The organism is Flavobacterium quisquiliarum (genome assembly GCF_019308285.1).
Taxonomy (GTDB): domain Bacteria; phylum Bacteroidota; class Bacteroidia; order Flavobacteriales; family Flavobacteriaceae; genus Flavobacterium; species Flavobacterium quisquiliarum.
Window position 1 is genome coordinate 1 of the sequence record NZ_WWEM01000019.1, and the last position, 22,933, is coordinate 22,933.

Below are 22,933 nucleotides of genomic sequence, written 5' to 3' on the forward strand. Positions count from 1 at the left end.
ATGGTAATATAAGATTTAAAGCGCCTAAAAATATTGAATTGGAAGCTGGTGAAGATATTATTATGAAAGCTGGTGGAAATATAACATCTGATGCAGGAGTAAATATTTCTGAAAATGCTACAGTAGATAAATCTACAATAGTTGGAGGAATGCTACATACAAATGTTACTGGCGATAGTATGTTTTATGTTGGCGGTAATCACGATGAAAATATAGAAGGTGATTTAAATTCAGATATAAAAAAGGATAAAAACTATACAGTTGCAGGAAAAAATAAGCATCAAAGTGAAAATGGACATGAATTTCATTCTGATACAACTATAAAAAATAATAGTTCTGAAGATACAACACAAAACTAATTAACAGGACGCTAATAACTAAAAGTTATGACTAAGACTAGATATGTCGGTGGCAATGCCACTTATATTGTAAGAGGAACAACAAGAGAATTTGCCAACGAAATAGAAATAAACTCAAACGGGCGTATTGATTATTATGCTCAAGAATATACTTATGGAGAACCAGAACCCAGACCAGTTAGAGAAGAACCAGAAAAAGCTTTCTCAGGCTGGTGGAGCCCCGATTATGAAGGAATGAGAAATATACCAGAACAAGACTCCAATTGGCCAAAAGCCTATTTGGAAGAAACGGTTTATTTTCAATTAAATGTAAGTGAAAGCATCCCTGTTGGAACAAGCATAACCTTTCAGCTTTGGGATAAAAACACTCCTTTTAAAGGCCTGACCATCTTTGACAATCCAAAATTTGATGGACAAATGGTTTTCAAAACCGTTATGGTTAGAGAAGTAAACGGGCAGCACAGAATAACAATAGAATTGTATTTGAACCCAAAATGGCACATTGAAATTAAAAAAGATGAAAAAGGAAGCATTAACAGCTGTCTTGAATTTTATTGGACTTGGAAATATCATAATACTTACTGGAAATCTAACAACAATATACTTGATGTATATCGTTCTAAAACTACTTTGTTTATAAAGCCAGCTTATGAAGGTTATGGTTTTCCGGAAATCAGGTCTGCAGATGGAGAGATAATAGTCTTCTCAGCAGGTATAGTAGCTACTGAAGAGCCATCAAGGGAACTTGAGAATGTAATGGACAAGATTTGTGAAAATATAAAAAACAATGCGATGTTCGACTTGCGGGAAGAGATGGTTAAGTATAGTGATAAACTAAGGTATTCTATTGCTATAAAGCAACTTAAAAAAGGAAATCTTGTAAATAATATGGGTAAATTAGAATACAGTCGCAGAATTTACACTAAACCCGTATTTGATAATGAAGGCAAATTGTATGAAATTACCCAAGCAGTCAATTTTGGTTATAAAAAAGAAGGTAAAGTTGTAACTACTAAAGGAATAAGCCAATTAGATTATTTTAAACAGGTTGGAGTTCGTAATGCATTATTAAAAAATGCTGAAAAATTGAACTTCATTATCAACGCTATAGATACTGTTAAATTTGGTATGGATGGAAAAATGGAAACCCTTACAACGATGTTTGTTCCTTTAGACTTTTTGAATGCAGTGGTTTATCCAAGTATTAGCAAGCCTATTGAAGAAGTATGGGATGGAATGGTTGTAGACGCTGTTGAACAAGCTAAAGACAATGGTCTTAGAGGCATATCTGATCTAGCTCTAGCAAAATGGTTTAGTAGAGATACATATGGTGATTATCAATATATTAAAATAAACCAAGATATATTGAATAATTTATTTAAAGGAAAATATAAGACATTAAAAGATTTAGAAGATAATCTAGAAAATTTTAGAAAATCAATTAATAATTATGATTATCAAACTAGTTTAATTTATACTGTTTTTTATTATACGAAAAAAAACGTGGAAATTGATGAAAGGATAACATATATAGAGACCATTTTTATAAACTAATTCAATTATGAAACATACCTATATCATTATTATAATTTCTCTATTATTTTTTTCATGTGAATCTAAAAAGCCAATTGAGATTAAACAAACTACTTCTAAAGAAATGGTAACATTTGAAGATAATTTTATGGATCGTAAACAAATAAAAGATAGTGTTCGGATTAGTTTTCCGATAGAATTTAAAATAGAAATTAATTCTTCAATTGAATATATTGCATGGATTTACCGCGTTAATAATAAAACTCTTGACAAAGATTATTTCGATTATGAAGTTTATAATAAGCATAACAAGACAAAGTCAATACGCCAATTAGATTTTGATAAAACAGTCAAAAGTGCATCAATAGATATCATTGTAAAAGAAAGAAATCATTTAATTTCCAGAAAAGATGCTCAACAGGTATTGAAAAAATACCACATTAATAAATCACTAGACAATTTAAAACCTACTGAAACGATAAAATTGGTAGCTTATGATAAGTTTAGAAAAGAAAACAAGCTAATCATTCAAGAGCTTAATAAGATTAGTGATTCTATTCATTTTAGAGCCATGAAAAAGGACGGTAGTTTTTTTTATGTAGAGAAAAAAATTAATTGGTAAAACGGAAACTCTCATAACGATGTTTGTTCCTTTAGATTTTTTGAATGCGGTGGTTTATCCAAGTATTAGCAAGCCTATTGAAGAAGTATGGGACAATATTGTGGTTCATGACGTTGAACAAGCAAAAGACAATGGGCTTAGAGGAATTTATGAATTGGCAAAGGGAAAATTATTTAATGAGGAAAAATATGGGAACTATGAATATAGCGTTATCGACCAGGAAATATTAAATAAGCTATTAAAAGGAGAAATTAAAACTTTACAGGAGTTAAAAAATATGCAAGAAATTCGATTAATAAAAAGTAACTATGACAAATCAATATTAATATATACAATCTTGCATTTTACAAAAGAAGACGAAAAGACTAAAGAGCTAACTACTTACATAGATTCCATTTTTATAAATGAATAATTTTAAAAATATGAAACAACTTATATTTACACTGTTAATTATTATACTTTTTTCCTGTAACTCAAGAGCACCAATCGATGTTAAGCAAATTGATTCTCAAGAGGCAGTAACTATTTTACCAAGTCTTAAAAACCCTTTAATAAAAGATAGTCTTTCTTTGAGTATTCCAATAGAACTGGAAATTCACATAAACTCCTCGAAAGTCTCTTATATAACTTGGAATTATATAGTTAATGGCAAAAGTCAATATGATGATACTTTTGATTATCAGGTTTATAACAAGCGAAATAAGACACATCCCATATCTAATTTAAATGCTAATGATTTATCACACAGCAGGAAAATAATTAATATAATTCTGAAAGAAAGAAACCATCTGATTTCAAAAAAAGAGGCTAAAGAATTATTAAAAAAATACCATATCAATAGGTCTTTAGACAATTTAAAGTTTGGTGATACTATAAAACTGACAACTTATGATAAATTCAAAAAAGAGAATAAAGAAATAATTAAAAATATCACTAAGATTAATGACTCTATTAGTTTTAAGGTAACTAGAGGTGAGAAATATTTTTTCTTTCTAGATAAAAAAATCAATTGGTAGATATGAAAAAATACAAAAAGACTTTTATCACTATTATAACTTGCTTTTTAATTGTAATAATGTGGAATTATTTTAAAAAACCAATTACAATAAAAGAAGAAAGAGCAACTAATGTTCCAATAAAGTTTAGTGTAGATCTAAATGAAGACTGGGAAAAGGTCATCAACGTATACATCCCCCCGCTCCCGCACGAATCCTTTCGTGTGGAGGTATGCAGGTCAAGTCTAATTTTCTTTATTAAACTTTAATTTATAAAACAGTAAAAATTTAGATTAAGCGGAAACTTACCACACGAAAGGATTCGTGCGGGAGCGGGGAAAATCTTCAAAAAGGTTACGATTTGAAATCAAAACAAGTAGACGCTTTAAATACTTCTATTGATGTTTCAAACGATTTGTTTAAATCGGCTAGAGTCGATTATTTTGAGGTTTTAATGACGCAGAGAGATGCTTTGGAAGCAAAATTAGAATTAATCGATACTAAAAAAGAACAACTTAATGCTGCTGTCCATGTTTATAGAGACCTAGGTGGTGGATGGAAATAATATTGCCTGTTAATTTGTAGAAAGAAAGCCTTTCAGGAGTAAAATTCTGAAAGGCTTTTTTGTTTGGTTGATGAAAAAAGTACAAAAGACAATGTTGTAAAGGTTTGTTTTTAAATTATTACTCACTTTTTGTATCATTTATTAATTCTATAATCTTTAATGCCACACTGCTTGACGATTGAAAATTTTGACCCGTAACGATTCTTCCGTCTGTTTCTACATGTGAGACATTACGGGCAGAAAATTTGAAAGTCCCTCCTCTTTCTTCAATTGTTTTCTGAATTAAGAATGGAAAGTATTTAAAATATTCCCCGTCTTGTTTTTCGAATGAATCTGGATAACCGCTAATTTTTCTTCCTGCAACTAAATATTTACCATCATTTGTTTTTAAGTTTACAATTCCAGCCGTTCCATGGCAAACAGAAGAGATAATGCCCTTATTTTTTTCGTAGACTTTTAAGGAAATAGTTTGAATTTCTTTATTTTCAGGAACATCATACATAGCAGATCCACCACCAATGTAGTGAACGGCTTTGTAAATTTTTGAATCAATTTCGTTGGGTTTTTTTGTGTTTTTTATTGCATACATAAAATCGGAATCAAATAAATATTGTTTTTGTAAACTGTCAGATGTGTTAATATAAGCTAATGGAATACTTCCTCCATCTGGACTTACAAAATCGACGGTATATCCCGCTTTTTTAAAAGTATCATAAGCATTTACTATTTCAGAAAAACTATTGCCAGTAGCTATAGTTGATTTACCATAATGATTGGCATTAGAAACTATAAATAAAATACACTGTCCTGATTTATTTGAATTTAAACTGCTTGCCGATTTACTGATTATTTTCCATTCGCCTTGAATTTTTTTGAGCAAGAACAAATCAATAAATTCTATTTTTTTGTCAGGAATTAGTATTTCTGCCTTAGCCGAGGCTATATTGTTATACACATCAATTGAGATTATTCTACCGATTCGCCCATTAAACTGTCCTTCGTTGTCTTTTTTAAACCATTTAGTATATTCGCTGGCAGGTACAATCCAGAGTTCTTTATCTTTATTACTCAAAAACAGATTGGCTTCAGGATAAAATGCCTTTTCGATGTTGTCAGGTTTGTTGTAAGAAGTGCCGTCAATGTAATTTTGAATACATTTTTTGACTAATGCCTCTTCCGTTTGTGCCAATAAGCAAGCTGGTAAAAATAATAAACCGATAAAATAGATAATTTTTTTCATAGACTTTTTGAAAATTAATTTTTCACAAAGCTATGATTGGTAATATCTTAATCGGTACGGATTTATAAATTCAGTACTACTGATTTATAAATTGAAACAAAAAGTGATGAAATTAAAGAACCGTCAATCCAGTATTTTTATATGCTTTCAAAATCTCCTCTTCAGGCGAAACATTCGTCACCAAAACATTAATATCGTTTATCGGACAGACAAAATACGATTCGGCAGTTTCTACTTTTTCGATTGAACTTAGGGCAATTACAAAATTAGAATTCTGTACCATATTCTTCTTCAGCATCGAATCATCGTATAAAATTCCTGTAATGCCTCTTTCGTGATGAATACTGCAGATTCCCAGAATACAGATATCGGCTCTGAAATTTCTAAAGAAATCCATTGTTTCCATGCTTGAAGTTGTAAACGAAGTTTTACACATTTTACCGCCCGCAAAAATTAAATCGATATTCGGTAAATCTTCGACTAAAGAAGCAACAGGAAAACTATTGGTAATGACCGTTAATTTTAAATCGTAAGGGAAACTTGCTACTAAAGCCAGAGAAGTTGTTCCTCCATCAATAAAAACGACTTGTCCGTCTTTTAAATACGAAATTGCTTTTTGGGCTATAATCTTTTTGTTTTCGATATCGTGTTTTTCTCTTTTTCTGTAATGTAAGGGAATAGGAGAAGGAGCAACCGCACCACCACGAACGGCTTTTAAAAGTCCCTGATCTGAAAGTTCTTTTAAATCGCGTCTTATTGTATCTTCAGAAACGCTGAGGTATTCGCTTAGTTCTATGGAGGTTACGCGATGTTCTTTGGCTAAATATTCTAAAATTGCTTTTTGACGTTCTTCCTTTTTCATTTTAATTGCGGTTTTATATTGCAAAAATAAATTAAAAATTGCAATATATTGCAATTTTTGCATAATTTTACCGCAAAATAATTTTTACAATGAATAAGAAAACAATTGCAATCGATATGGATGGCGTATTGGCCGATTTTGAATCTCAACTACTAGAGCATTATAATACCGCGTATGGAACTAGTTTAACAAAAGAGAGTATTCAAGGATTAAGTGAAGATGAGGCTTTTAAGGATAGAGATTTATTAGTCAAAGTTTTAAATAAAGATAATTTTTTCAGGTCTCTTCCTGTAATGCCCGATGCAATCGAAAGTGTACGTGAATTACAAAAGAACTTTGAGATTTTTATTGTTTCGGCAGCCACAGAATTTCCAGTCTCACTTGCCGAAAAAGTAGCGTGGCTCGCAGAACATTTTCCTTTTATTAAATGGGAAAATATTGTTTTATGTGGCAGTAAAAGAATCATTAAAACAGATTATCTGATTGATGACCATTGTAAAAATCTAGATTATTGTATTGGGAAACCGATTATGTTTACAGCATTTCATAATATAAATAAAACGCATCATTTAAGAGTCAATAATTGGAAAGAAGCTGTTGCGGTTTTAAACGAAACATTATAAGCTTAAAAAGGTTATAATTTTATTGTTTTTTTGAAGAGAAAAGCCTTTCGGAAGATTCTGAAAGGCTTTTTAATTTAAACTTTAATCTGTGTTTGCTCTGGCATAATTATTTTCACTCTAAATCCTTTTTCAGGTTCCGTGTCGATATCGATAGTTCCGTTTACTGCCAGAATACGGTTTACCATGTTTTGAAGACCATTTTTTACAATCGTGCTTTTTTCGCAGCCTACACCATTGTCCATATAATTTATGAAAATTGATTTTAGATCACTTTCAAATTTTATGACCACAAGGTTTGCTTTGCTGTGTTTTTTCATGTTTACCATTAGTTCCTGTAAAATTCGGCTGATGGTAATCTTTTTCATATCATCAATAGATTCCCAGTTTATTTCTTCTAAATTGGTTACGATAATGTTTCTTTCGCGGGTATTGTAAACAGAAAGCATCTCTTTGATGCTTCGTGTAAAATTTATGCCAGTATCGATACTGTTGTTTTCTCTAGAAATTCCTCTCACACGGCCGTAAATGTCATCTAGTTTTTGCAGCAGATTCTCTTTGGAGTTTTCGGCGCTTAAAGGCTGGGATTCGGCAAAGGCAATTACATTAAATACATCATTGGCTAATTCATCGTGGATTTTTTTTGCAATTCGGGTTTCGGTATCGTATGACGTTTTTAATTCTATAGCCTTGTTTTTGTTTTTATAATAACGAATTAGAATCGCAATTAAAACCACTAAAAAAACAAAAACAATAACAAATACAATACGCATATAACTCGCTTTTTGTAACGACAATTCGTTTTCAGCTTTTTCTAAACGAAGTTTTTCGTTTTCGTCTTTTTCTTTTTTGGAATCGTATTTGATTTTGGCAAACTTATTTTTGAAGTTGTTTCTAACTTTTATGATGCTGTCATTTAAGGTAAAATACTTTTGTACGTATGAAGATGTGCGGGGACTATTATCATTTGAAATTAAAATTTGAAGCGCTTCCAATCTTTCGTCAATACTATTGTGTTTTGTAGCTGCATTATACGCCAAAAGAGCATTTTCATCAGATTTTTGAAGATTTTTTTTCGAATAATAATCGGCAAAATGAAGATAGCTTTCAATACTTCTGTAAGTATCATTATTTTCAATTCTTATCTGAAGTCCTTTGGTCATTAGGTTAAATCCTTTCTCATCCATTCCTTTCTTAAAGTAGGCGTATCCCAAATTATCAAGAAGTATAGATTTACTCATTAACCCACTCTTGCTCTTCAAATCGTCATTAGGAAAAGATTTTAAAAGAGATTCTAACAATAAGATCGCTTTATCGTATTTTTTTTGTAAAATATAAACTACAGCAATATTTTGTAAAGGGCTATGTTTTTCGTGAGGAGTCGCAGACTCATTTGCAGATTGGGTATAATAAAAAATGGCATCATCATAAAGAGAAAGTTCTTTGTCTGCAATTCCTAAAGTATTATTTATACTTGAAGTATAATCTCCTTTTTTTTTAATATAAGATAGTGCCTCGGTTACTGTTTCTTTACTTCCATAGTAATCTCCGTAGATTTGTTGAATATCTGCAATTCTAATAAGGATATATGCAATATTGGCGCTGTCTTTTAGAGTTTCATAAAGAGCCTTTGACTTGTTGAACTGATAAAAAGCAGTATTAAAGTTTTCGTTGTCAATATTTTTAATAGCTTCATCTCGCAATGCAAAAGCCTCTTTTTGCATAGATTTGGTTTCAGAGTCAACGATTTTTTTTTCTTCACAAGAAAAAAGAAAAAGAGCTATTATAAAATAAAAAAACGGGGACCGTAACATATAAATTTACTTTCCCCGAAAATAGTAATTAATTAAATACTATTTATTTTTTTATTATGGTAGTGTTGGTGGTGGCGGTGGCGGTGGAGTTTTGTCATCACCAGGACCATCACCAGGAACAGCCTTTATCTTATTAATTGGTATTTCTACCTTTTTTGTTGTTTGAGTCTCGTACTCATCCGGAGTACAAGAAAATATAGTGAACAATAACGCAAAAGCGATAAATAGTATTAATTTTTTCATTTTGATTTGATTTAGAAATTAGACATAGGTGTGGCTGTCCGGAATGATCCAGAGTTTATTTTGGCGACACCAAATTGTTTTTGGGGAAGTGACTGTGTAGAACTGTAAGACGTAATTTATACTTCCCGAATAAACTCGGTCTTACGGTTTTCCACAATGTGAATTAGAACTAGTTTTATATATTTGTTTTAGTCTGCAGACAAAACTTGAACTAATTTCTGATGCAAAGGAAAGGCACTTTTAGACCACTGTAGATAAGGAATTCCCAGAATTCCCGCGTTTTCCTGAGATTCCCGCGAATTCCCAATAATGTAAAAATGCAATGCCTATTTTTTATTAGATGCTATTTAATTTTAGACGAATCCTTCTAATATTATAGATGCAAAAAGCCCGTGAAAAGTTGGCTGAAGAGTTTGAAAAAAATGTTGAAATAAAATAGAAATTGGAATAAAACTTGAAAGTGTTTGATGGCATATAAAAGTGTTTTGTTAAAAAGAAAAATAGACAGTTCAAAGTGGTTCCTAAAAAAGCGAAGATGAATAACACATTAGAAGAATATAAAAAGGCAATTAAAATTAAATACGAACTCGAAAGAGAAGGAGAATACTTTGATTATTTGCAAAGCCCTTCCCGCGGAAAACTCCGAGATTTATGCTGGCTTATTTATGAAAATAACCCAACTCAAGACGATTTGAATGTTTTTAAAAATCTATTATGTTTAGATTTCGATCACACTAAAAAGAATAAGTTTAAAGAGCAAAAAGATAAATTTAGACCGATTGAAACTTTCTTTAAAGGCGAAACAGACCCTTCAAATATTGATGCTATAAATCTTGCAGCAGTTATAGTCGATTTTCAACCTCGGCCTTTTAAAAAATTTAATGAAAAGTGCAGAATTGATTTAGCAAAACAAATTGAAAGTGTCAATGAAAATTTAAATTTTGAAATTGAAAATAATGACATAGAAAAAAGAGTTTTGGTGAATACTGAACATGAAGAGTCAAAAGAATTTTCCAAAAAAGAAAATCTTTCATTTAATTTTAAAGACTTATTTTCTAAAAAAATGGTTCAGAAAATATATCCTCGTAAAATAATTACGATTGCAATTGGAGCGGTTGCTCTAGTTTCTTCTGCTTGTTTATACTTTGTGCAGAAAAAAGATTAGGTTGAATAATTTCGAAATGAAATGAAGAAGCATTTGAAAAAATGAAATGTTTGAAGTGGTAAAAAGAATCATTTTTTGACGTGTAATTTTGGCTTTTAAAAAGTGTAGTTTTCGGCATATATTTACTGTTATTTACACTATAAAGATAAGAAAAAAATACCGTTAAACCTAATAAAATCAACGAAATAATCGATTTTTTTTACTAAAAACACTGATTTTTTTTCTTGGAATTTGCCGGTGTTTTGAATCGGATTCTGAAGAAAATTTAGCAAGGATTTAGATTGCATTGATGAAATAAAATTATTTATATTTATAAAAATAAAAACCACTTTTTATGAAAAAGCTTTTATCTCTATTGATCGTTTTTTGCATTTTCGGATGTAAAAAATATGTAGTGTCTTTTGAACAGCCAACGGACATGAAATTAGACAACTTAAAACTCGAAATACTTTTGGATAACAAAAAAGTAAAGGATATCAATTTAAAAGCAACAGAAGCAATGCCTACTTATGAAACAACAGCATTGTCAGTATCAGATGATGGAAAACACACGCTTCAAATAAAAGTGAAAGACACTACATTTAGCTATGATATTAAATATCCCGAAGAAAAATATGTCCTTGTAACTGCTCATTTAAAAAATAATGGTAAAGTTCATATTGGGATTTTAAAGCAAAATTATAAATACAGACTACGTTAATCGATTTGATGCTGTTTGGATTCAAAAAAAAGCCTTTCACAACTAAAACGTGAAAGGCTTTTATAATGTTAGGAATTAGTTTTAAGATAAAAAGTCCTTAAACCACAATCCTGAATTTTTAATAGTTCGTTTTTGTGTTTCAAAATCCACATGAATTAATCCAAAACGGGCATTATAACCTTCTGCCCATTCGAAGTTATCGGTTAGACTCCAGACAAAGTAACCTTCAACATTTAAGCCTTCATTTCTGGCTTTTAAAATCTGTTCTAAGTGATCCTGAATATAATGGGTTCTTTTAATGTCAAATACTTTTCCGTTGGTTACTGTATCTGGAAAAGCGGCGCCATTTTCAGTGATTATAATTTTTCGAATTCCTTCGTATTCATTGAATTTTTTAAGCACATGATATAATGCTGGCGGATAGACTTCCCAGCCCATTTCTGTAGAAATTACATTCCGTTTTTCGGCGCTTACCAATTCGGCGCCAATATACGGAATCAACATTGCTGATTTTACTACTTCACGCGTATAACATTGAAGCCCAATAAAATCAAAATTGAATGCAAGATTGTCTAAATCGTCTCCTATAATATAATTATTGAGTTTTTTAAGAACAGGAAGATCTTTCTGCGGATAGCCCAATCCTAAAATAGGTTCTATAAAAGTTCTGTTCAATAAAGTATCTACTCGTTTTGCAGCTTCAACATCTTTCGCGCTTTCCGTTGCAGGTTCGATATGCGTGCAAGAAAAAGTAGTTCCAATATTAGCCTGCGGAATTCTGTTTCGGATAATTTTTGCACCTGCTGCTGTTGCTAAAGTTACGTGGTGCATGGCTTTTAAGTAATTGGTAATTCCTTTTTTTCCAGGTGCATGAATGCCTAGAAAATAACCAGCACCAGTAAACACAGAAGGTTCATTGATTACCATCCAGTTTTTGACACGGTCGCCAAAATGCTGTACACAAACTTCTACATATTCTGAGAACCAGGAAACCGATTCTCGGTTCGTCCAGCCTCCTTTTAATTCTAGTTCGTGCGGTAAGTCCCAATGATAAAGTGTTATCCAAGGTTCGATTCCCGAAGCAAGAAGAGAATCTATGATTTTATTGTAGTAATCAATTCCGGCCTGATTTATAGGATGGATTCCGGTTGGCATAATTCTAGGCCAGCTAATAGAGAACCTGAAATTTGGGATATTTAGTTCCCGAATCAGATCGATATCATCTTGATAAGAGTTGTAAAAGTCACAGGCAGTTATGGCATGATGCCCGTTTTTTATTTTTCCTTTTTGAGACGTAAAAACATCCCAGATAGAAGAACCTTTTCCGTCAGAATCATGTGCGCCCTCAATTTGGAAAGCGGCGGTTGAAACACCCCACAAGAAATCTGCCCCAAATTGGTTTTTGTTCAAAAATGAGTTTTCAATTTTATTCATTCAGTAAGACTTTCCTTTGTTTTTTTAACGTTTCTATTAGTGTAGGAAAGAAGATTGCATAGCTCTTAAAAAAAGCCATTCTTTGAATGATACCAGAAAATTTAGATTAAATAGTTTCATAACGATTAGTTTTAATCAAATTAATAAAACTAATGTGAATTTATTGTAAAGCAATTATTATCAAATAATTAAAAATTTAAAATGGGAAGATTTTAATCTTCCCATCCACAAATTGATAAACCCAAACCTTTAGCTTGTTTGAGTGATGTTTTTACAATTTCGCTGCGACAAGAACGAAGTCCACGACAATTTTCATTGTAATGATACTTTTTTGCACCAGCCGAACCGCAGATGTAGACTGTGGTTTCGGGTGGACAAAATGAAGTTACGAAAACAAAAAATAAGAGTAAGATATATTTCATTAGATAATTTTATTTAACAATTAAATGGTATTCATTTCCATGTTTGTCAAGAGCTTTTAGTTTTCCGTGAGCAATCCATTCGGTATTTATTTCTGTTTCGGCAATACTATCAATTAAAACTCCAGCTCCATATTTTCCTTGAACAATTATATTCCCAAAAACTGAGTCTCCAGTTGTATTTATTCCTTTTACATCATAATTGTATTTGTAGCGTCCAGGATTTCCAGTTCTGTATTTGTACTTATAAGTTGTATTTACATGATAGGTTTTGGCTTCTTCGGGCGTTATTGTTTTCCGATCATCTGCAGTAATTACAGGTTTATAAAATGAATTTATTTCTGCTAGAGGCGGAGGAGCATCTACATGTTTACAGGATAAAAAAAGAAATACAAAAAATAAGCTGAGGTAGTTTTTTTGCACAGGCGGTTGTGGTATTTGGTTAGAGTTGGGATACTACTATTTTAAAATATAATATTGAGGATAAATCTAGTTAGAAAGCTCTTTTGGGGAATACGTAATTATACTTGATTTTCGATTAATCTTTCAGCAATTTCTTCCTTCTCCACTATAACAAGAGAAGGAAGAATTATTTGGATTTTATTAGTAACAGGATTTTTAAAAACTTGAAAACCATTTCGGCAATTATTATATCTAAATCGAAATGCTTTTAATCCATTTATAAAACCTTCTTTTTGAGTTATTTCAAACACATGATTTGAGCAGGATTTTTTAAAAATGCATTTCCTCCTTTTAGATTGAGGAATTAAAATCCAATACAATCGAATAGTTAATAAGATGAAATATTTCATTTATTTTTGAAAAACAACCATTTGACTATTTGTTGTGTAACCAGGTTTGGCTCCAAATCCAAAACATCCATCGTCAGGATGAACGAATGTTGATACACTTTCTAAACGTACATATTTCCAGCCTTGATTGGTAAAATTTTTTATTAAACTTTCAAGTTGTTCAGCTACATGATCTGAAGTTCCTTTTTTAGGATCGATTGAAGCTACGAATGGGACTACTTTGTATTCCATAATTTTAAATTTTTTAGGTTTGATTTATTCGGTTTCGTAAAGAGCAACTGTATCTAATAACTCTTTTTCAAATTGATAAATATCATCAATTGATGAAATAGAAATTTTTGATTCAGTTTTATTATCATTAAATAGACTTATGTATTTCTTACTTCCATTTAAATGAAGCCTGCATAATGGTTTACGATTATTATCGTCAAGTAGAATTCCGAAATAAGATTGTGTGTCACGGTGGACAATTCTGCTTGTTGGTAATTTTCTGCGTAAAATTGCTACAACAATGCGATAAGCTTCAAGTTCTTCTTCAGTAGTATTAATTTTATTATCCTCTTCAACTATCGAAATTTCCTCGTCTTGCTGCTTAATTGTTTCTTTGGTTAAAGCAGCATTAAGCCGATCATTAATTTTGTCATTTATAAATTGACTAACTGATTTCTGTACTAAATCTTTAAATTCATCAATAACTTTTTCAGTCAATCTTCCAGTATATATTTTACTAGCAAATACTTTAGTAAAATCGTTTGATGGATTTTCTAATTCAGCTTTGATAAGTTTTTTAATTTCTTTGATGTATTTTAAAGAACTGGCGTTACTTACAATATTATTTACATCGAAATTGGCTTTATGAAATTTAGCAATTTCATGAATAGTGTTTTCTTTTAAATTACAAATATCAAATTCTAGAAACGGCTTTTCATCCATCTTATTCTGATCATCTAAATCGGTAAAGAATTGGTAATTTATGCCATTAGTTAAAAGTGCAAAACGGGTTTTTGTAACATGAAAGTAACGGAACAATTGTGAATTATGAACGGTAAGTTTTTCTTTCCAGCTTTTGCATTCTACAATAATAATTGGTTCCCCATCCTGAAAAATGGCATAATCTACTTTTTCTCCTTTTTTTAAACCAAGATCTGCAGTAAATTCTGGAACCACTTCTAAAGGATTAAAAGCATCATAACCTAAAATATTTATAAAAGGCAGTACAAAAGCATGTTTAGTAGATTCCTCTGTTTCAATTTTACTTTTCAGCTGATTTATTTTATCTGCTAGCGATTTTAGTTGAATATTCATTTCCATTGGTTTGTAGTTTAAATTATTGATTCAAATGTAAAACCAATCAAAATCAATATTTTATGGAAATCCGTAATACAATAGAAATTTTAAAAGAAGTTTTTGGTAAAAAGTCTTTAAACAGAAAAAAGAGGATATAAAATTCCTCTTTAAAAAGCGTAAGTGTGGTTTTTATTCCTTTTTTAAAATAAAATCCTTAATTATTTTGTCCATGTTTGAAGGCAGATCAGCATTTTTGATTTCGAAATGTTTTATTTTCATTTCCAAAAGCCATTTAGTCCAGTAAGCTTTTATAACTTTTTCCTCAAACGGATTGTTTTTGCTCGGATTTATTCCTAAAACTAAAACTTCGAGATTAGATAAATCAGTATTGATTGGAATGAAACCAAAGTTTTCTTTTTCAAATTTTTTCTGCCAATCATTTGTATTTAAAATATTCTGTTTAATTAGTTGAGGTGTTAAATAACTAGATAAATTTCCTTCTTTGATTTGTGTTCCTTCATAAAAGATATATCCATCGGTCAAAATAATTAAGATATTTCTAAAATCCTGATCAATACATTGGTCTTTTACTTTGCTATCGAAAAAGTTCCAGATATCTGAACCAATATATTTATCATCTTTAATCGCTGATTCATAAATTGAAGCTGTTTTTGAAGAATAAGTATCATTGATAGAATTCAATAATTTTTTAGAGGCATTGTCTTTGTCAACCGAAATTCTCAATTCTTTAGAAATAGAATTAATTTCTGGATTTTCAGGTTCTGGATTAAAGAATAATTGCATTTTGTCATTAATCTGCCTCATTCTTTTTGATTTTAAATGCTCTGTAAAAGCTTCCGAAACAGATTTTATATAGCCTAAATCCCGTTGATAAATTTCCATTGTAGGATTTGGATTTTTTTTGAGGCTTATTCGATCTGATAAATCAACTAAAATACTAATGTTATAATTTTCTGAAACAGAATTTTTAACTGCCGTTTCTTTAGCTTCTTTTTTGTTTTCTTCTTTACATGAAAAAAATAAAACAAGTAAAAGAGACATTGAAATTTTGAGTAAAGTATTTTTCATAATCTCAGTTTTTAAAATATACTAAATGCTGAAAATCGGGATCAACTAAATTTAATCTTCCAAGATGCTCTTCAGATAAATTTTCGCAGTTTTCTAGTAATTCAACTTTCTCTTTATGAGGTAAAGCAATTTCAGTGTTTATAGCTTGAAACCAACCTTCTTTATATTGATGATGGTAATGCAGATATTCTTTTACTGGAAAAACAAAACCATCAATTTTTAATTGAAGTTCTGAAATTTTACCATTTATTGTAACAATCTGTTCTTTAAAGCCGTTGATTTTATTAATATAATCAGCTTTGAGCTTTTCCAGATTTAACAAGTTTTCTTTTTTTCCTCGTATAAAAGCTCGAATTTTATCGATGTTTTCAAATTCTTTCATAACAAAATCAAATACAAGTCCCCAGATAATATATACTACGAATCCCGCAAATATGATCATCCAAAATTCAGGTTCACGTAGAGCAATATTTAAATTGTATGGAGAAGATTCTGTAGTTTTATTAAACTCGTATATTTTTTTCTCAATGATGTAAGCCAAAAGGCCGTCAAATAAAAATGTAATAGTAAAAAGTGATGCAAGTCTAAAAATATTTTTGATTCCTTTTCCTTTTTGCACCATGTGAATGACATAGCCCAATCCCATAAAAACAAAAGGAATAGTTGTAACCAAAACACCTTCCAGCCAGCTTGCTTTAAAAGCATTAGTAAAAGCGTCGGCATCAAAAATCGCAGCTGTTAAACTATCATTTGAAAATTCTTTGAAAAAAGCAGAATAAGAAGCTGAAATATAAAATACCAAAACATAGAGTGTAATAGGAAGTAAAAGAATTAACCCAATATAAAATTGTGCTTTTAGACCTTTTCCTTCTTCAATTCCGTATTTGTCAGGATTACGTTTTACTTCAATAATTTCATTTTTAATCTGATCGATATTTTCATTGATATCTTGTTCCTTTTTCTCGAAAATACCTATTGCAGCTTCAGATTTTTTGAGTTCAGTTCTGTTTTTTTCCTGCTCTTCTCGATAAGGCTGTTTCAGTTTATCTTGTTCCATTTTTTGTTTTCGGCACTGGTCTTCAAAACTCATGTATAAATTTTGCAAGCATGCTTTGAGAACAATAGGCTTTCCTGTAGCTTTTACCGAGGCAGTAAAACCGCTTTGATAATAAGTAATTCTAATTTGTTCTCTGTCTTCTTCATTTTCTTCTAAAATTTTAAAAGAAGAATCTTCAGATTTTTTTAAACTAAATAATTGTGATAGTGGTTTCATAATTTAAGTGTTTAGTTGACTAATAATTTCTTCTTTGCCGATGTTTTTCTGAACACACTCAATGAGGTAATCGGATAAATCATTAATGTTTTCTTCAACAAAATCAAATTTTCGGCAATACTTTCTAAGCATATTTAATTCGTCGTCGGTTATTTTTCCGTCTGCCCAAATAATTCGAGTTAGATCATACAGATATTCAATTTTTGTATTTAAACTCTCTGGTACTATAAACTCTGTACTAATTGGATTTAGAAAAAGTTTATCTAGTTCTTCTTTTGGAATTCCTCTTTCATCTGCAAAGTGATACAGCATTTGGAGTTCTAATACATCAAATTGATCATCAGATAATGCCATTTGATATAATCTTAGAAAATGGCTTTTAAGTTCTAGTGTTATCATGGTTTATAGTTTTTATTTTAAAGATTCACATGCTTTGCCATCACCATTACCATCTAAATTTTTATAACATTTTCTGTTGCTGTTATAAGTAGTTTGGGCTTCGGCCTGAGTTTTAAAGTCTGCACAAGTTTTGGTTGGACAATTTGAATTTGTGCTAGACCCTGAGCCTGAATTTGAGTTTGTAATATTTTCTGTAGAATCAGTTGATTCTGAGCAAGAAATTATTGAACTAAAAGCAAAAAGAGCCAAAACAATAATCATGCATCCGTTATTTCTGTTTGAAAAAGATTTAGACCTGTTATTCGTAAAATGTCCTTGAACATAAGTTCCATTTTTTTTATAATATCCTTTTCGATATCCCATATTTTTTAAAGTTTAAGTGTATAAATTAAAAATGTTAGAAGTCCAGTAAAAACAAATAGTACGAGACATCCACTTTGATACCTAATACCAGGAATGCCAGTTTTTGTAGAATAACCATTTTTACTAAATGTTCCCATCTTTGTCCTAAAGCTTGGAGAGATTCCCGAATTGTTTATATTTAATCCAAGTCCGCCTCCAAGTTTAATTCTCTTTTGAAATCGAAAGCCCATAATTATAAGGTTTGGTTAGTTAAAGTTTTCTGATTATATAAACTCCTCTTGACTTATTCCTAGTTTAGTATCAATTGAAGTTTGGAGTATTATTTTCTTTTTTTGTAGTGATTATGAGTACTGGAGTTTTTATATTTTCCTTCTTTATGAGAGCTACCTTTTTCTCCTTTGTAATGCCCGCTTTGAGCTTCAATGCTACTTCCTAGAATTAGGAAGAATAAACTAAATAGAACAGCTAATTTTTTCATGATTTTAATTTTTAAATTGATTTAATAATCCAAAAGTAACCCCAATCAAAACCAGTATTTTACGGAAATCCATAATCCATAAAAATCAAATAGAAGAAATAAAAAAAGCTCCCGAAGGAGCTTTAAAAAAATGGAGATATGGGAATTTAGATTATTCCCATATCTTTTACAATAGAGACCAAATGAACAGTATTATTAGCCTTGAAAAAGTCTTTCAGTTTTGCTAATCTTTTTTCCATAGCACTTTTGCTATTGGGTTTAATATCTGTATTTTTAAAAATATCTATGATTTCGTCTTGTGAAGTTCCTGCAGCTAAATATTTCAGGATTTTAATATCGACATCGTCTATTTCATAATTACCTTTTTCCTGAAGTGCAGAAGCGACTTCTGGGGAAATAAATTTTTGATCAGAACTTGAAATTAAATGAATCGCTTTTTTCAATTCTTCGATACTGTTTAAGCCTTTCAATACGAAAGCATCAATTTGAGCCTCTTCAAAAAGTGATTTGATACGATAGCTTTTATCTTCAACCGAATAAGCAATAATTTTGATATTAGGTTGCAGTTCACGAACTTTTTGAATTAATTCGTCGCCATTTACAATTTTTACTTCACGATGATCTATTTTAAAAGAAAGATCACTAATTAACAAATCGTACGGCTCATTATCTTGAATAGCTCTTCGGATTTTTAGAAACGTGTCATCGCAAAATTTTGAATGTTGAAAATCTGCAATGTTTAAATCTTTTAAAACTTGTTGAATTCCTAAATTCATTGCATCAAGATCTTCGGCAATTATTACTTTTTTAAACATAGGCTTTTATTTAGGCATTGTTATTTTGACTTTAAAACCTTTATTAGGTTCAGTTTCAAAAGTAATAGTTCCTTTTATGGCTAGAATACGGTTTTCCATATTTTGTAAACCATTTTTTATAATTGTTGATTTTTCACAGCCTTTTCCATTGTCACTATAACTTATAAAGATTTTGTTGTCTGTCTCAAACTTTAGGACGACGACCGAAGCTTCACTATGTTTTTTCATGTTGACCATTAGTTCTTGCAAAACCCTGTGAATGGTTATCTTTTTTAATTCCTCAATTAGTTCCCAGTTTATTTTTTCTATACCATTAATTAGAACATTTGTATTGTTGTTATTATAAGTAGAAAGCATTTCTTTTAAGTTGTCGGAATAATTTATCCCAGTGTCTATATCATTGTTTTCTCTTGATATACCTCGAACGCGAGTATAAATATGATTTAGTTTTTGTAATAAGGTTTCTTTATTATTTTCAGATGTTAGCGACTGAGTCTGAGTAAATGTGATTGTGTTGAAGACATCATTTGCCAGTTCATCATGAATATCTTTTGCAATTCTTGTTTCGGTGTCGTAAGCTGTTTGTAATTTTTCAGTACGGTTTTTATTTCTGTAATATTTTATTAAATAAAAAATTAGTACAGCTAAAAAAAGAGAAATTGTGACGAATAAATACTGCTGATATTGCGCGCGTTGAATCGACAGCTGGTTTTCAGCATTTTTTAGACGAAGTTTCTGATTCTCCTCTTTTTCTTTTTTGGAATCGTACTTTATTTTAGCAAATTTGTTTTTAAAGTTGTTTCTAATTTTAATTATGCTGTCATTTATACTTAAATAGTTTTGTGCATATTGCAGTCCAGCATTATTTGAAATTAAAAGAGACAGTGCTTTCAATCTTTCGTCGACACTATTAAATTGGGTTGCTATTGCATAAGCATTTTTTGCATATTCATTCGATTTGGTAATATCGGTTTTTGAATAATATTCTGCTAAGTGAGTATAACTTTCTATGCTTCCATATGAATCGCTAATATGTTTTCTCAATTTTAGACTTTCCAGCATGAGTTGAAGTCCTTTTTCATTTGAGCCTTTTTTAAAGTAGGCAAATCCAAGATTGTCAATTACTCTTGCTTTGCTTTTTTCAAATCTATCGAATTCTTTAGTTTTTAAGATTTCTTCGAGAATTGTAATAGCATCATCATATTTTTTTTGTTTGATGTAAACAACAGCAATATTGTTTAGAGGAGATTGTTTGGTAAGCTGATTTTTAGAATCTTTTATTGCCTGATTATAATAAAATATTGCGTCATCATAAATTGCAAGTTCTTTGTCTGCAATTCCGAAGAAATTATTAATTGCAGACTTAAAATTATAATCATTTCTTACATAAGGCAGTGATTCTGTTAATGTCTCTTTACTTCCGTAATAGTCACCATTTATTTGTTGTATGTTCGCCATTTGAATCAAATTGTAGGTAACATTTGCACTGTCTTTCAAATGTTCAAATGCAATTTTTGATTTGTTGAAGTAGTAAAAAGAACTATTGTAATTACTTTTTTTAAATTCTTCTGTGGCTTTTTGCTGTAGTTTTACGGCTTCTTTTATATTAGTATCGCGTTTTAGTAATGCGTCCGTTTTCTCCTCGCAGGAAATAAAAAGAAGGAAAACTAAAAAATAAAAAAACGGGGATTGTAACATATATATTACTTTCCCCGAATTTAATAATTTATTGAAAACAACAAATTTTATTTGTTATTTTTTTGGAGGTGGAGGTGGCGGAAGATTAACAGGATCATCTCCAGGTCCAGTTTCGATTGCTTGAACATTTGATGGAATTACCTTTTGTATTTCCGATTTTTTAGCTTCAGTTTCAAATTCTTCAGCAGTGCAGGAAAAAATTGTCAAACTCAATAGCGCGCACGCTCCCAATGTAAATAGTGTTTTCATTTTTTTAATGATTTAAGATTTAGTAAAAGGGCTTTGCCGCTCAGAAAGGTTCTGAACTTTGTTATGGCATTGCCAACTTGTTTGGGAAGTGAAGTGCGTAGAACTATAAAACTTTATTTATACTTCCCGGATAAACTCCGTTTTACGGTTTTCCACACTTGGTTACTTAACTAGTTTTGTACATTTGTTTTTGACCTGCAGATCAAAACGTTAACTAATTTTGTTGAGGCAAAGTAACAACGGTTCTGAGGCTGCATTGCTCAGAAAGTCGGGAAAGTTTAATTTATTTTTCTAAAGTTTGAATAAGTTCGAAGAAGTCATAAAAAGTAGAATAAAGTACTTTAGAAAAGTTTTAAAAAGTTCAAAAATGCCTATGTCAAACTATACTTTTGAAGATTATAAAAATGCTATTAAAGCTAAATATGAAGTAGAAATCGATGGAGAGTATTCTACTAATTTAAGTTCACCAACACCTGCGAATCTTAAAAAACTATGTATTAAAAGATTTCAATCAAATAATAATAAAGATGACTTAAATGCTTTCGAATCTTTTTTTGATTTTCCATTCGATAAGGATAAAAAGAACTTGTTTGGAGATGATGAGATGAATAAATTACAAGCAGTCAAACGCTTTCTTTTAGGTAAGACAGAAAAACCGGCAGAAGATACTATTCAATTGGCTGCAATACTTGTAGATCTTCAGCCAAGACCTTTTAACAAGTTTAGAAAACAAATTGATGAAGAAGATATGTCAATGTATAATGAATTGACGAATAGGAATGTTCCCAATCAAATAGTTTCTTCTGGTGATTTAGTTGATGAGGTGAAAATTGAAAATTCGACAGATTCAAAAGAAACTTTTGATGCTCAAGAACCCGAACCAATTCTAAGTGAGGAATCGGAAACAATTCAAGATGAAGAACCAAAACCTACAGCAATGACTATATCACCTTCTTTTCCTATAGACGATAACCCAAAACCAAATAAATGGAAATATTTTGCCATTATAGCTGTTCTCTTTGGATTAGGTTTAATCACTTATTTTAACTTATCGAAGAAGGAATGTATACAATGGTCTGGAAATCATTATGAAGAAGTCAGCTGTGATTTGAAAATACAAGGAATAGGTACATTTAATTCACCCGAACCTTATGATGAAAGAATCATTAATCTTAGAAGAATTAAAGTTAGCGATACCACAACATTTTTTAGAAATGAAAAAGCTATTATATGGTATGCTAAAGTGGGAGATAGTATTCAGTTTTTTAATACACATGGAATGCATCCCGAAACTGGAAGAGCATTAAAACCAATTACCTCTTATATTATTAATAAATATGTAAGAAAATAAAATTTCGTTAAAATGCGATTTATGTAATAATTTCTTTAAATCATGAAATTTTTTGTAAGGATATACATTTAATTTAGCATTATTAAATTATATCAATAAAAAACAAATCAACATGAAAACTACAAGATTATTATTAGTATCAGCCTTAAGTTTAGGATTATTTGCCGCATCATGTAGCAATGACGATAACGAAGGAGAGACAATTGTTCCAATTCAAGGGAAATACAACTTGAGACAGACAGGAACAATCGTGAATGGGCAAGAAGTTTTAATTGATGCTCCAGCAAATCAAAGTGGATGTCCAATGGATTATTTGGATTTGAGAATAAGCAATGCAGCAGTTATAGGTGATTATGATGGAGAAGAGTGTGCTTTGACAGAAACGACAGGGACTTATGTAAGATCTCATAATGATTTAACACTAACAATAGGAAATGTAAGTTCTGTTAGTGATATTATGAATCTTACTAATAAAGAACTTAAAATCAAAGACAAAACAACTGGGGTAATTACTGTTTACTCTAGATAATTAGTTTTTCTTGAAAAAT

At 30.5% G+C, this 22,933-nt stretch carries 27 protein-coding genes and 2 pseudogenes; 11 read left to right on the forward strand and 18 right to left on the reverse strand.

The features are described 5' to 3' along the window. The 6 genes and pseudogenes from GSY47_RS07480 to GSY47_RS07505 form a co-directional block, all read left to right on the forward strand. A pseudogene (locus tag GSY47_RS07480) lies at nucleotides 1-359 on the forward strand (type VI secretion system Vgr family protein); the annotation flags it as partial. Nucleotides 360-386: 27 nt separating this feature from the next. Then, entirely contained in the window at nucleotides 387-1,913 is a 1,527-nt protein-coding gene (locus tag GSY47_RS07485) for a hypothetical protein (RefSeq protein ID WP_179002670.1), read from the forward strand. A gap of 7 nt (nucleotides 1,914-1,920) precedes the next feature. Next, nucleotides 1,921-2,514: a hypothetical protein gene (locus GSY47_RS07490; RefSeq protein ID WP_179002671.1), complete on the forward strand. Its 594-nt coding sequence runs from the start codon at nucleotides 1,921-1,923 to the stop codon at nucleotides 2,512-2,514. A 19-nt stretch (nucleotides 2,515-2,533) separates the two neighbouring features. Further along, a complete protein-coding gene (locus GSY47_RS07495) occupies nucleotides 2,534-2,926 on the forward strand; it encodes a hypothetical protein (protein WP_179002672.1) in 393 nt (130 codons plus the stop codon). Nucleotides 2,927-2,936: 10 nt separating this feature from the next. Then, the gene (locus GSY47_RS07500) at nucleotides 2,937-3,530 is read left to right on the forward strand and encodes a hypothetical protein (protein WP_146194636.1); all 594 of its coding nucleotides are present in this window, start codon (nucleotides 2,937-2,939) and stop codon (nucleotides 3,528-3,530) included. A 316-nt stretch (nucleotides 3,531-3,846) separates the two neighbouring features. Continuing rightward, nucleotides 3,847-4,074 (forward strand): annotated as a pseudogene (locus GSY47_RS07505) (TolC family protein); the annotation flags it as partial. Nucleotides 4,075-4,192: 118 nt separating this feature from the next. Here GSY47_RS07505 and GSY47_RS07510 read toward each other — a convergent pair. Beyond that, nucleotides 4,193-5,314, reverse strand: a complete 1,122-nt coding sequence (locus GSY47_RS07510) for a nuclear transport factor 2 family protein (protein WP_179002673.1) — start codon at nucleotides 5,312-5,314, stop codon at nucleotides 4,193-4,195. A 112-nt stretch (nucleotides 5,315-5,426) separates the two neighbouring features. Beyond that, nucleotides 5,427-6,176 carry a DeoR/GlpR family DNA-binding transcription regulator gene (locus tag GSY47_RS07515; RefSeq protein WP_179002674.1) on the reverse strand — a complete coding sequence of 250 codons (750 nt, stop codon included), beginning with the start codon at nucleotides 6,174-6,176 and terminating at the stop codon, nucleotides 5,427-5,429. Nucleotides 6,177-6,265: 89 nt separating this feature from the next. Between GSY47_RS07515 and GSY47_RS07520 the strand changes: the two genes are divergently transcribed. Further along, nucleotides 6,266-6,799 carry a 5' nucleotidase, NT5C type gene (locus tag GSY47_RS07520; RefSeq protein WP_179002675.1) on the forward strand — a complete coding sequence of 178 codons (534 nt, stop codon included), beginning with the start codon at nucleotides 6,266-6,268 and terminating at the stop codon, nucleotides 6,797-6,799. Between the two features lie 74 nt (nucleotides 6,800-6,873). Here GSY47_RS07520 and GSY47_RS07525 read toward each other — a convergent pair whose 3' ends face one another. Both GSY47_RS07525 and GSY47_RS07530 read right to left on the reverse strand, forming a co-directional pair. Further along, complete coding sequence (locus GSY47_RS07525; RefSeq protein WP_317197912.1) at nucleotides 6,874-8,520, reverse strand: tetratricopeptide repeat-containing sensor histidine kinase; 1,647 nt, start codon at nucleotides 8,518-8,520, stop codon at nucleotides 6,874-6,876. Between the two features lie 144 nt (nucleotides 8,521-8,664). Next, on the reverse strand, nucleotides 8,665-8,853 hold the full coding sequence (locus GSY47_RS07530) for a hypothetical protein (protein WP_179002677.1): 189 nt from the start codon (nucleotides 8,851-8,853) through the stop codon (nucleotides 8,665-8,667). A 514-nt stretch (nucleotides 8,854-9,367) separates the two neighbouring features. On the opposite strand from GSY47_RS07530, the gene GSY47_RS07535 reads away from it, so the two are divergent. Together GSY47_RS07535 and GSY47_RS07540 are read left to right on the forward strand one after the other, a co-directional pair. Next, a complete protein-coding gene (locus GSY47_RS07535) occupies nucleotides 9,368-10,018 on the forward strand; it encodes a hypothetical protein (protein WP_317197913.1) in 651 nt (216 codons plus the stop codon). 334 nt (nucleotides 10,019-10,352) lie between these two features. After that, complete coding sequence (locus tag GSY47_RS07540) at nucleotides 10,353-10,718, forward strand: hypothetical protein (protein WP_179002679.1); 366 nt, start codon at nucleotides 10,353-10,355, stop codon at nucleotides 10,716-10,718. A gap of 81 nt (nucleotides 10,719-10,799) precedes the next feature. Here the strand turns inward: GSY47_RS07540 and GSY47_RS07545 are convergent, their stop codons facing one another. From GSY47_RS07545 to GSY47_RS07610, 14 genes are all read right to left on the reverse strand, one after another. Continuing rightward, nucleotides 10,800-12,152 carry a GH1 family beta-glucosidase gene (locus tag GSY47_RS07545; RefSeq protein ID WP_179002680.1) on the reverse strand — a complete coding sequence of 451 codons (1,353 nt, stop codon included), beginning with the start codon at nucleotides 12,150-12,152 and terminating at the stop codon, nucleotides 10,800-10,802. Between the two features lie 431 nt (nucleotides 12,153-12,583). Next, on the reverse strand, nucleotides 12,584-12,994 hold the full coding sequence (locus tag GSY47_RS07550; RefSeq protein WP_179002681.1) for a hypothetical protein: 411 nt from the start codon (nucleotides 12,992-12,994) through the stop codon (nucleotides 12,584-12,586). Nucleotides 12,995-13,092: 98 nt separating this feature from the next. Then, nucleotides 13,093-13,383, reverse strand: coding sequence for a membrane protein insertion efficiency factor YidD (gene yidD / locus GSY47_RS07555; protein ID WP_179002682.1), 291 nt, complete (start codon nucleotides 13,381-13,383; stop codon nucleotides 13,093-13,095). Continuing rightward, nucleotides 13,384-13,614 carry a hypothetical protein gene (locus GSY47_RS07560; RefSeq protein WP_179002683.1) on the reverse strand — a complete coding sequence of 77 codons (231 nt, stop codon included), beginning with the start codon at nucleotides 13,612-13,614 and terminating at the stop codon, nucleotides 13,384-13,386. A gap of 24 nt (nucleotides 13,615-13,638) precedes the next feature. Further along, nucleotides 13,639-14,694 (reverse strand): type I restriction endonuclease, encoded by a 1,056-nt coding sequence (locus tag GSY47_RS07565; protein WP_179002684.1) that lies wholly within the window; start codon nucleotides 14,692-14,694, stop codon nucleotides 13,639-13,641. A gap of 165 nt (nucleotides 14,695-14,859) precedes the next feature. After that, the gene (locus GSY47_RS07570) at nucleotides 14,860-15,759 is read right to left on the reverse strand and encodes a hypothetical protein (RefSeq protein WP_179002685.1); all 900 of its coding nucleotides are present in this window, start codon (nucleotides 15,757-15,759) and stop codon (nucleotides 14,860-14,862) included. Between the two features lie 4 nt (nucleotides 15,760-15,763). Beyond that, nucleotides 15,764-17,032, reverse strand: coding sequence for an ABC transporter permease (locus GSY47_RS07575; RefSeq protein WP_179002686.1), 1,269 nt, complete (start codon nucleotides 17,030-17,032; stop codon nucleotides 15,764-15,766). 3 nt (nucleotides 17,033-17,035) lie between these two features. Beyond that, a complete protein-coding gene (locus GSY47_RS07580; protein ID WP_179002687.1) occupies nucleotides 17,036-17,431 on the reverse strand; it encodes a tellurite resistance TerB family protein in 396 nt (131 codons plus the stop codon). Between the two features lie 12 nt (nucleotides 17,432-17,443). Beyond that, nucleotides 17,444-17,794: an excalibur calcium-binding domain-containing protein gene (locus GSY47_RS07585; RefSeq protein ID WP_246611285.1), complete on the reverse strand. Its 351-nt coding sequence runs from the start codon at nucleotides 17,792-17,794 to the stop codon at nucleotides 17,444-17,446. 5 nt (nucleotides 17,795-17,799) lie between these two features. Then, nucleotides 17,800-18,024: a DUF4236 domain-containing protein gene (locus GSY47_RS26410; protein WP_179002688.1), complete on the reverse strand. Its 225-nt coding sequence runs from the start codon at nucleotides 18,022-18,024 to the stop codon at nucleotides 17,800-17,802. A gap of 89 nt (nucleotides 18,025-18,113) precedes the next feature. Next, the gene (locus tag GSY47_RS07595) at nucleotides 18,114-18,272 is read right to left on the reverse strand and encodes a hypothetical protein (protein WP_179002689.1); all 159 of its coding nucleotides are present in this window, start codon (nucleotides 18,270-18,272) and stop codon (nucleotides 18,114-18,116) included. A 146-nt stretch (nucleotides 18,273-18,418) separates the two neighbouring features. Beyond that, on the reverse strand, nucleotides 18,419-19,087 hold the full coding sequence (locus GSY47_RS07600; RefSeq protein WP_179002690.1) for a response regulator transcription factor: 669 nt from the start codon (nucleotides 19,085-19,087) through the stop codon (nucleotides 18,419-18,421). A gap of 6 nt (nucleotides 19,088-19,093) precedes the next feature. Next, nucleotides 19,094-20,785, reverse strand: coding sequence for a tetratricopeptide repeat-containing sensor histidine kinase (locus tag GSY47_RS07605; RefSeq protein WP_219071221.1), 1,692 nt, complete (start codon nucleotides 20,783-20,785; stop codon nucleotides 19,094-19,096). Nucleotides 20,786-20,839: 54 nt separating this feature from the next. Beyond that, complete coding sequence (locus GSY47_RS07610) at nucleotides 20,840-21,034, reverse strand: hypothetical protein (protein WP_179002692.1); 195 nt, start codon at nucleotides 21,032-21,034, stop codon at nucleotides 20,840-20,842. A 367-nt stretch (nucleotides 21,035-21,401) separates the two neighbouring features. Here GSY47_RS07610 and GSY47_RS07615 point away from each other — a divergent pair, with 367 nt between their 5' ends. Both GSY47_RS07615 and GSY47_RS07620 read left to right on the forward strand, forming a co-directional pair. Then, complete coding sequence (locus GSY47_RS07615; RefSeq protein WP_179002693.1) at nucleotides 21,402-22,385, forward strand: hypothetical protein; 984 nt, start codon at nucleotides 21,402-21,404, stop codon at nucleotides 22,383-22,385. Nucleotides 22,386-22,497: 112 nt separating this feature from the next. Then, nucleotides 22,498-22,914 (forward strand): lipocalin family protein, encoded by a 417-nt coding sequence (locus GSY47_RS07620; RefSeq protein ID WP_179002694.1) that lies wholly within the window; start codon nucleotides 22,498-22,500, stop codon nucleotides 22,912-22,914. Nucleotides 22,915-22,933 lie beyond the last annotated feature (19 nt).

Excerpts from the sequence above, each read along its gene's own strand:
- GSY47_RS07485 (WP_179002670.1), top strand. The coding sequence starts at position 387 with ATGACTAAGACTAGATATGTCGGTGGCAATGCCACTTATATTGTAAGA.
- GSY47_RS07490 (WP_179002671.1), top strand. The coding sequence starts at position 1,921 with ATGAAACATACCTATATCATTATTATAATTTCTCTATTATTTTTTTCA.
- GSY47_RS07495 (WP_179002672.1), top strand. The coding sequence starts at position 2,534 with ATGTTTGTTCCTTTAGATTTTTTGAATGCGGTGGTTTATCCAAGTATT.
- GSY47_RS07500 (WP_146194636.1), top strand. The coding sequence starts at position 2,937 with ATGAAACAACTTATATTTACACTGTTAATTATTATACTTTTTTCCTGT.
- GSY47_RS07510 (WP_179002673.1), bottom strand. The coding sequence starts at position 5,314 with ATGAAAAAAATTATCTATTTTATCGGTTTATTATTTTTACCAGCTTGC.
- GSY47_RS07515 (WP_179002674.1), bottom strand. The coding sequence starts at position 6,176 with ATGAAAAAGGAAGAACGTCAAAAAGCAATTTTAGAATATTTAGCCAAA.
- GSY47_RS07520 (WP_179002675.1), top strand. The coding sequence starts at position 6,266 with ATGAATAAGAAAACAATTGCAATCGATATGGATGGCGTATTGGCCGAT.
- GSY47_RS07525 (WP_317197912.1), bottom strand. The coding sequence starts at position 8,520 with ATGCAAAAAGAGGCTTTTGCATTGCGAGATGAAGCTATTAAAAATATT.
- GSY47_RS07530 (WP_179002677.1), bottom strand. The coding sequence starts at position 8,853 with ATGAAAAAATTAATACTATTTATCGCTTTTGCGTTATTGTTCACTATA.
- GSY47_RS07540 (WP_179002679.1), top strand. The coding sequence starts at position 10,353 with ATGAAAAAGCTTTTATCTCTATTGATCGTTTTTTGCATTTTCGGATGT.
- GSY47_RS07545 (WP_179002680.1), bottom strand. The coding sequence starts at position 12,152 with ATGAATAAAATTGAAAACTCATTTTTGAACAAAAACCAATTTGGGGCA.
- yidD (WP_179002682.1), bottom strand. The coding sequence starts at position 13,383 with ATGAAATATTTCATCTTATTAACTATTCGATTGTATTGGATTTTAATT.
- GSY47_RS07560 (WP_179002683.1), bottom strand. The coding sequence starts at position 13,614 with ATGGAATACAAAGTAGTCCCATTCGTAGCTTCAATCGATCCTAAAAAA.
- GSY47_RS07565 (WP_179002684.1), bottom strand. The coding sequence starts at position 14,694 with ATGGAAATGAATATTCAACTAAAATCGCTAGCAGATAAAATAAATCAG.
- GSY47_RS07570 (WP_179002685.1), bottom strand. The coding sequence starts at position 15,759 with ATGAAAAATACTTTACTCAAAATTTCAATGTCTCTTTTACTTGTTTTA.
- GSY47_RS07575 (WP_179002686.1), bottom strand. The coding sequence starts at position 17,032 with ATGAAACCACTATCACAATTATTTAGTTTAAAAAAATCTGAAGATTCT.
- GSY47_RS07580 (WP_179002687.1), bottom strand. The coding sequence starts at position 17,431 with ATGATAACACTAGAACTTAAAAGCCATTTTCTAAGATTATATCAAATG.
- GSY47_RS07585 (WP_246611285.1), bottom strand. The coding sequence starts at position 17,794 with ATGGGATATCGAAAAGGATATTATAAAAAAAATGGAACTTATGTTCAA.
- GSY47_RS26410 (WP_179002688.1), bottom strand. The coding sequence starts at position 18,024 with ATGGGCTTTCGATTTCAAAAGAGAATTAAACTTGGAGGCGGACTTGGA.
- GSY47_RS07595 (WP_179002689.1), bottom strand. The coding sequence starts at position 18,272 with ATGAAAAAATTAGCTGTTCTATTTAGTTTATTCTTCCTAATTCTAGGA.
- GSY47_RS07600 (WP_179002690.1), bottom strand. The coding sequence starts at position 19,087 with ATGTTTAAAAAAGTAATAATTGCCGAAGATCTTGATGCAATGAATTTA.
- GSY47_RS07605 (WP_219071221.1), bottom strand. The coding sequence starts at position 20,785 with ATGTTACAATCCCCGTTTTTTTATTTTTTAGTTTTCCTTCTTTTTATT.
- GSY47_RS07610 (WP_179002692.1), bottom strand. The coding sequence starts at position 21,034 with ATGAAAACACTATTTACATTGGGAGCGTGCGCGCTATTGAGTTTGACA.
- GSY47_RS07615 (WP_179002693.1), top strand. The coding sequence starts at position 21,402 with ATGCCTATGTCAAACTATACTTTTGAAGATTATAAAAATGCTATTAAA.
- GSY47_RS07620 (WP_179002694.1), top strand. The coding sequence starts at position 22,498 with ATGAAAACTACAAGATTATTATTAGTATCAGCCTTAAGTTTAGGATTA.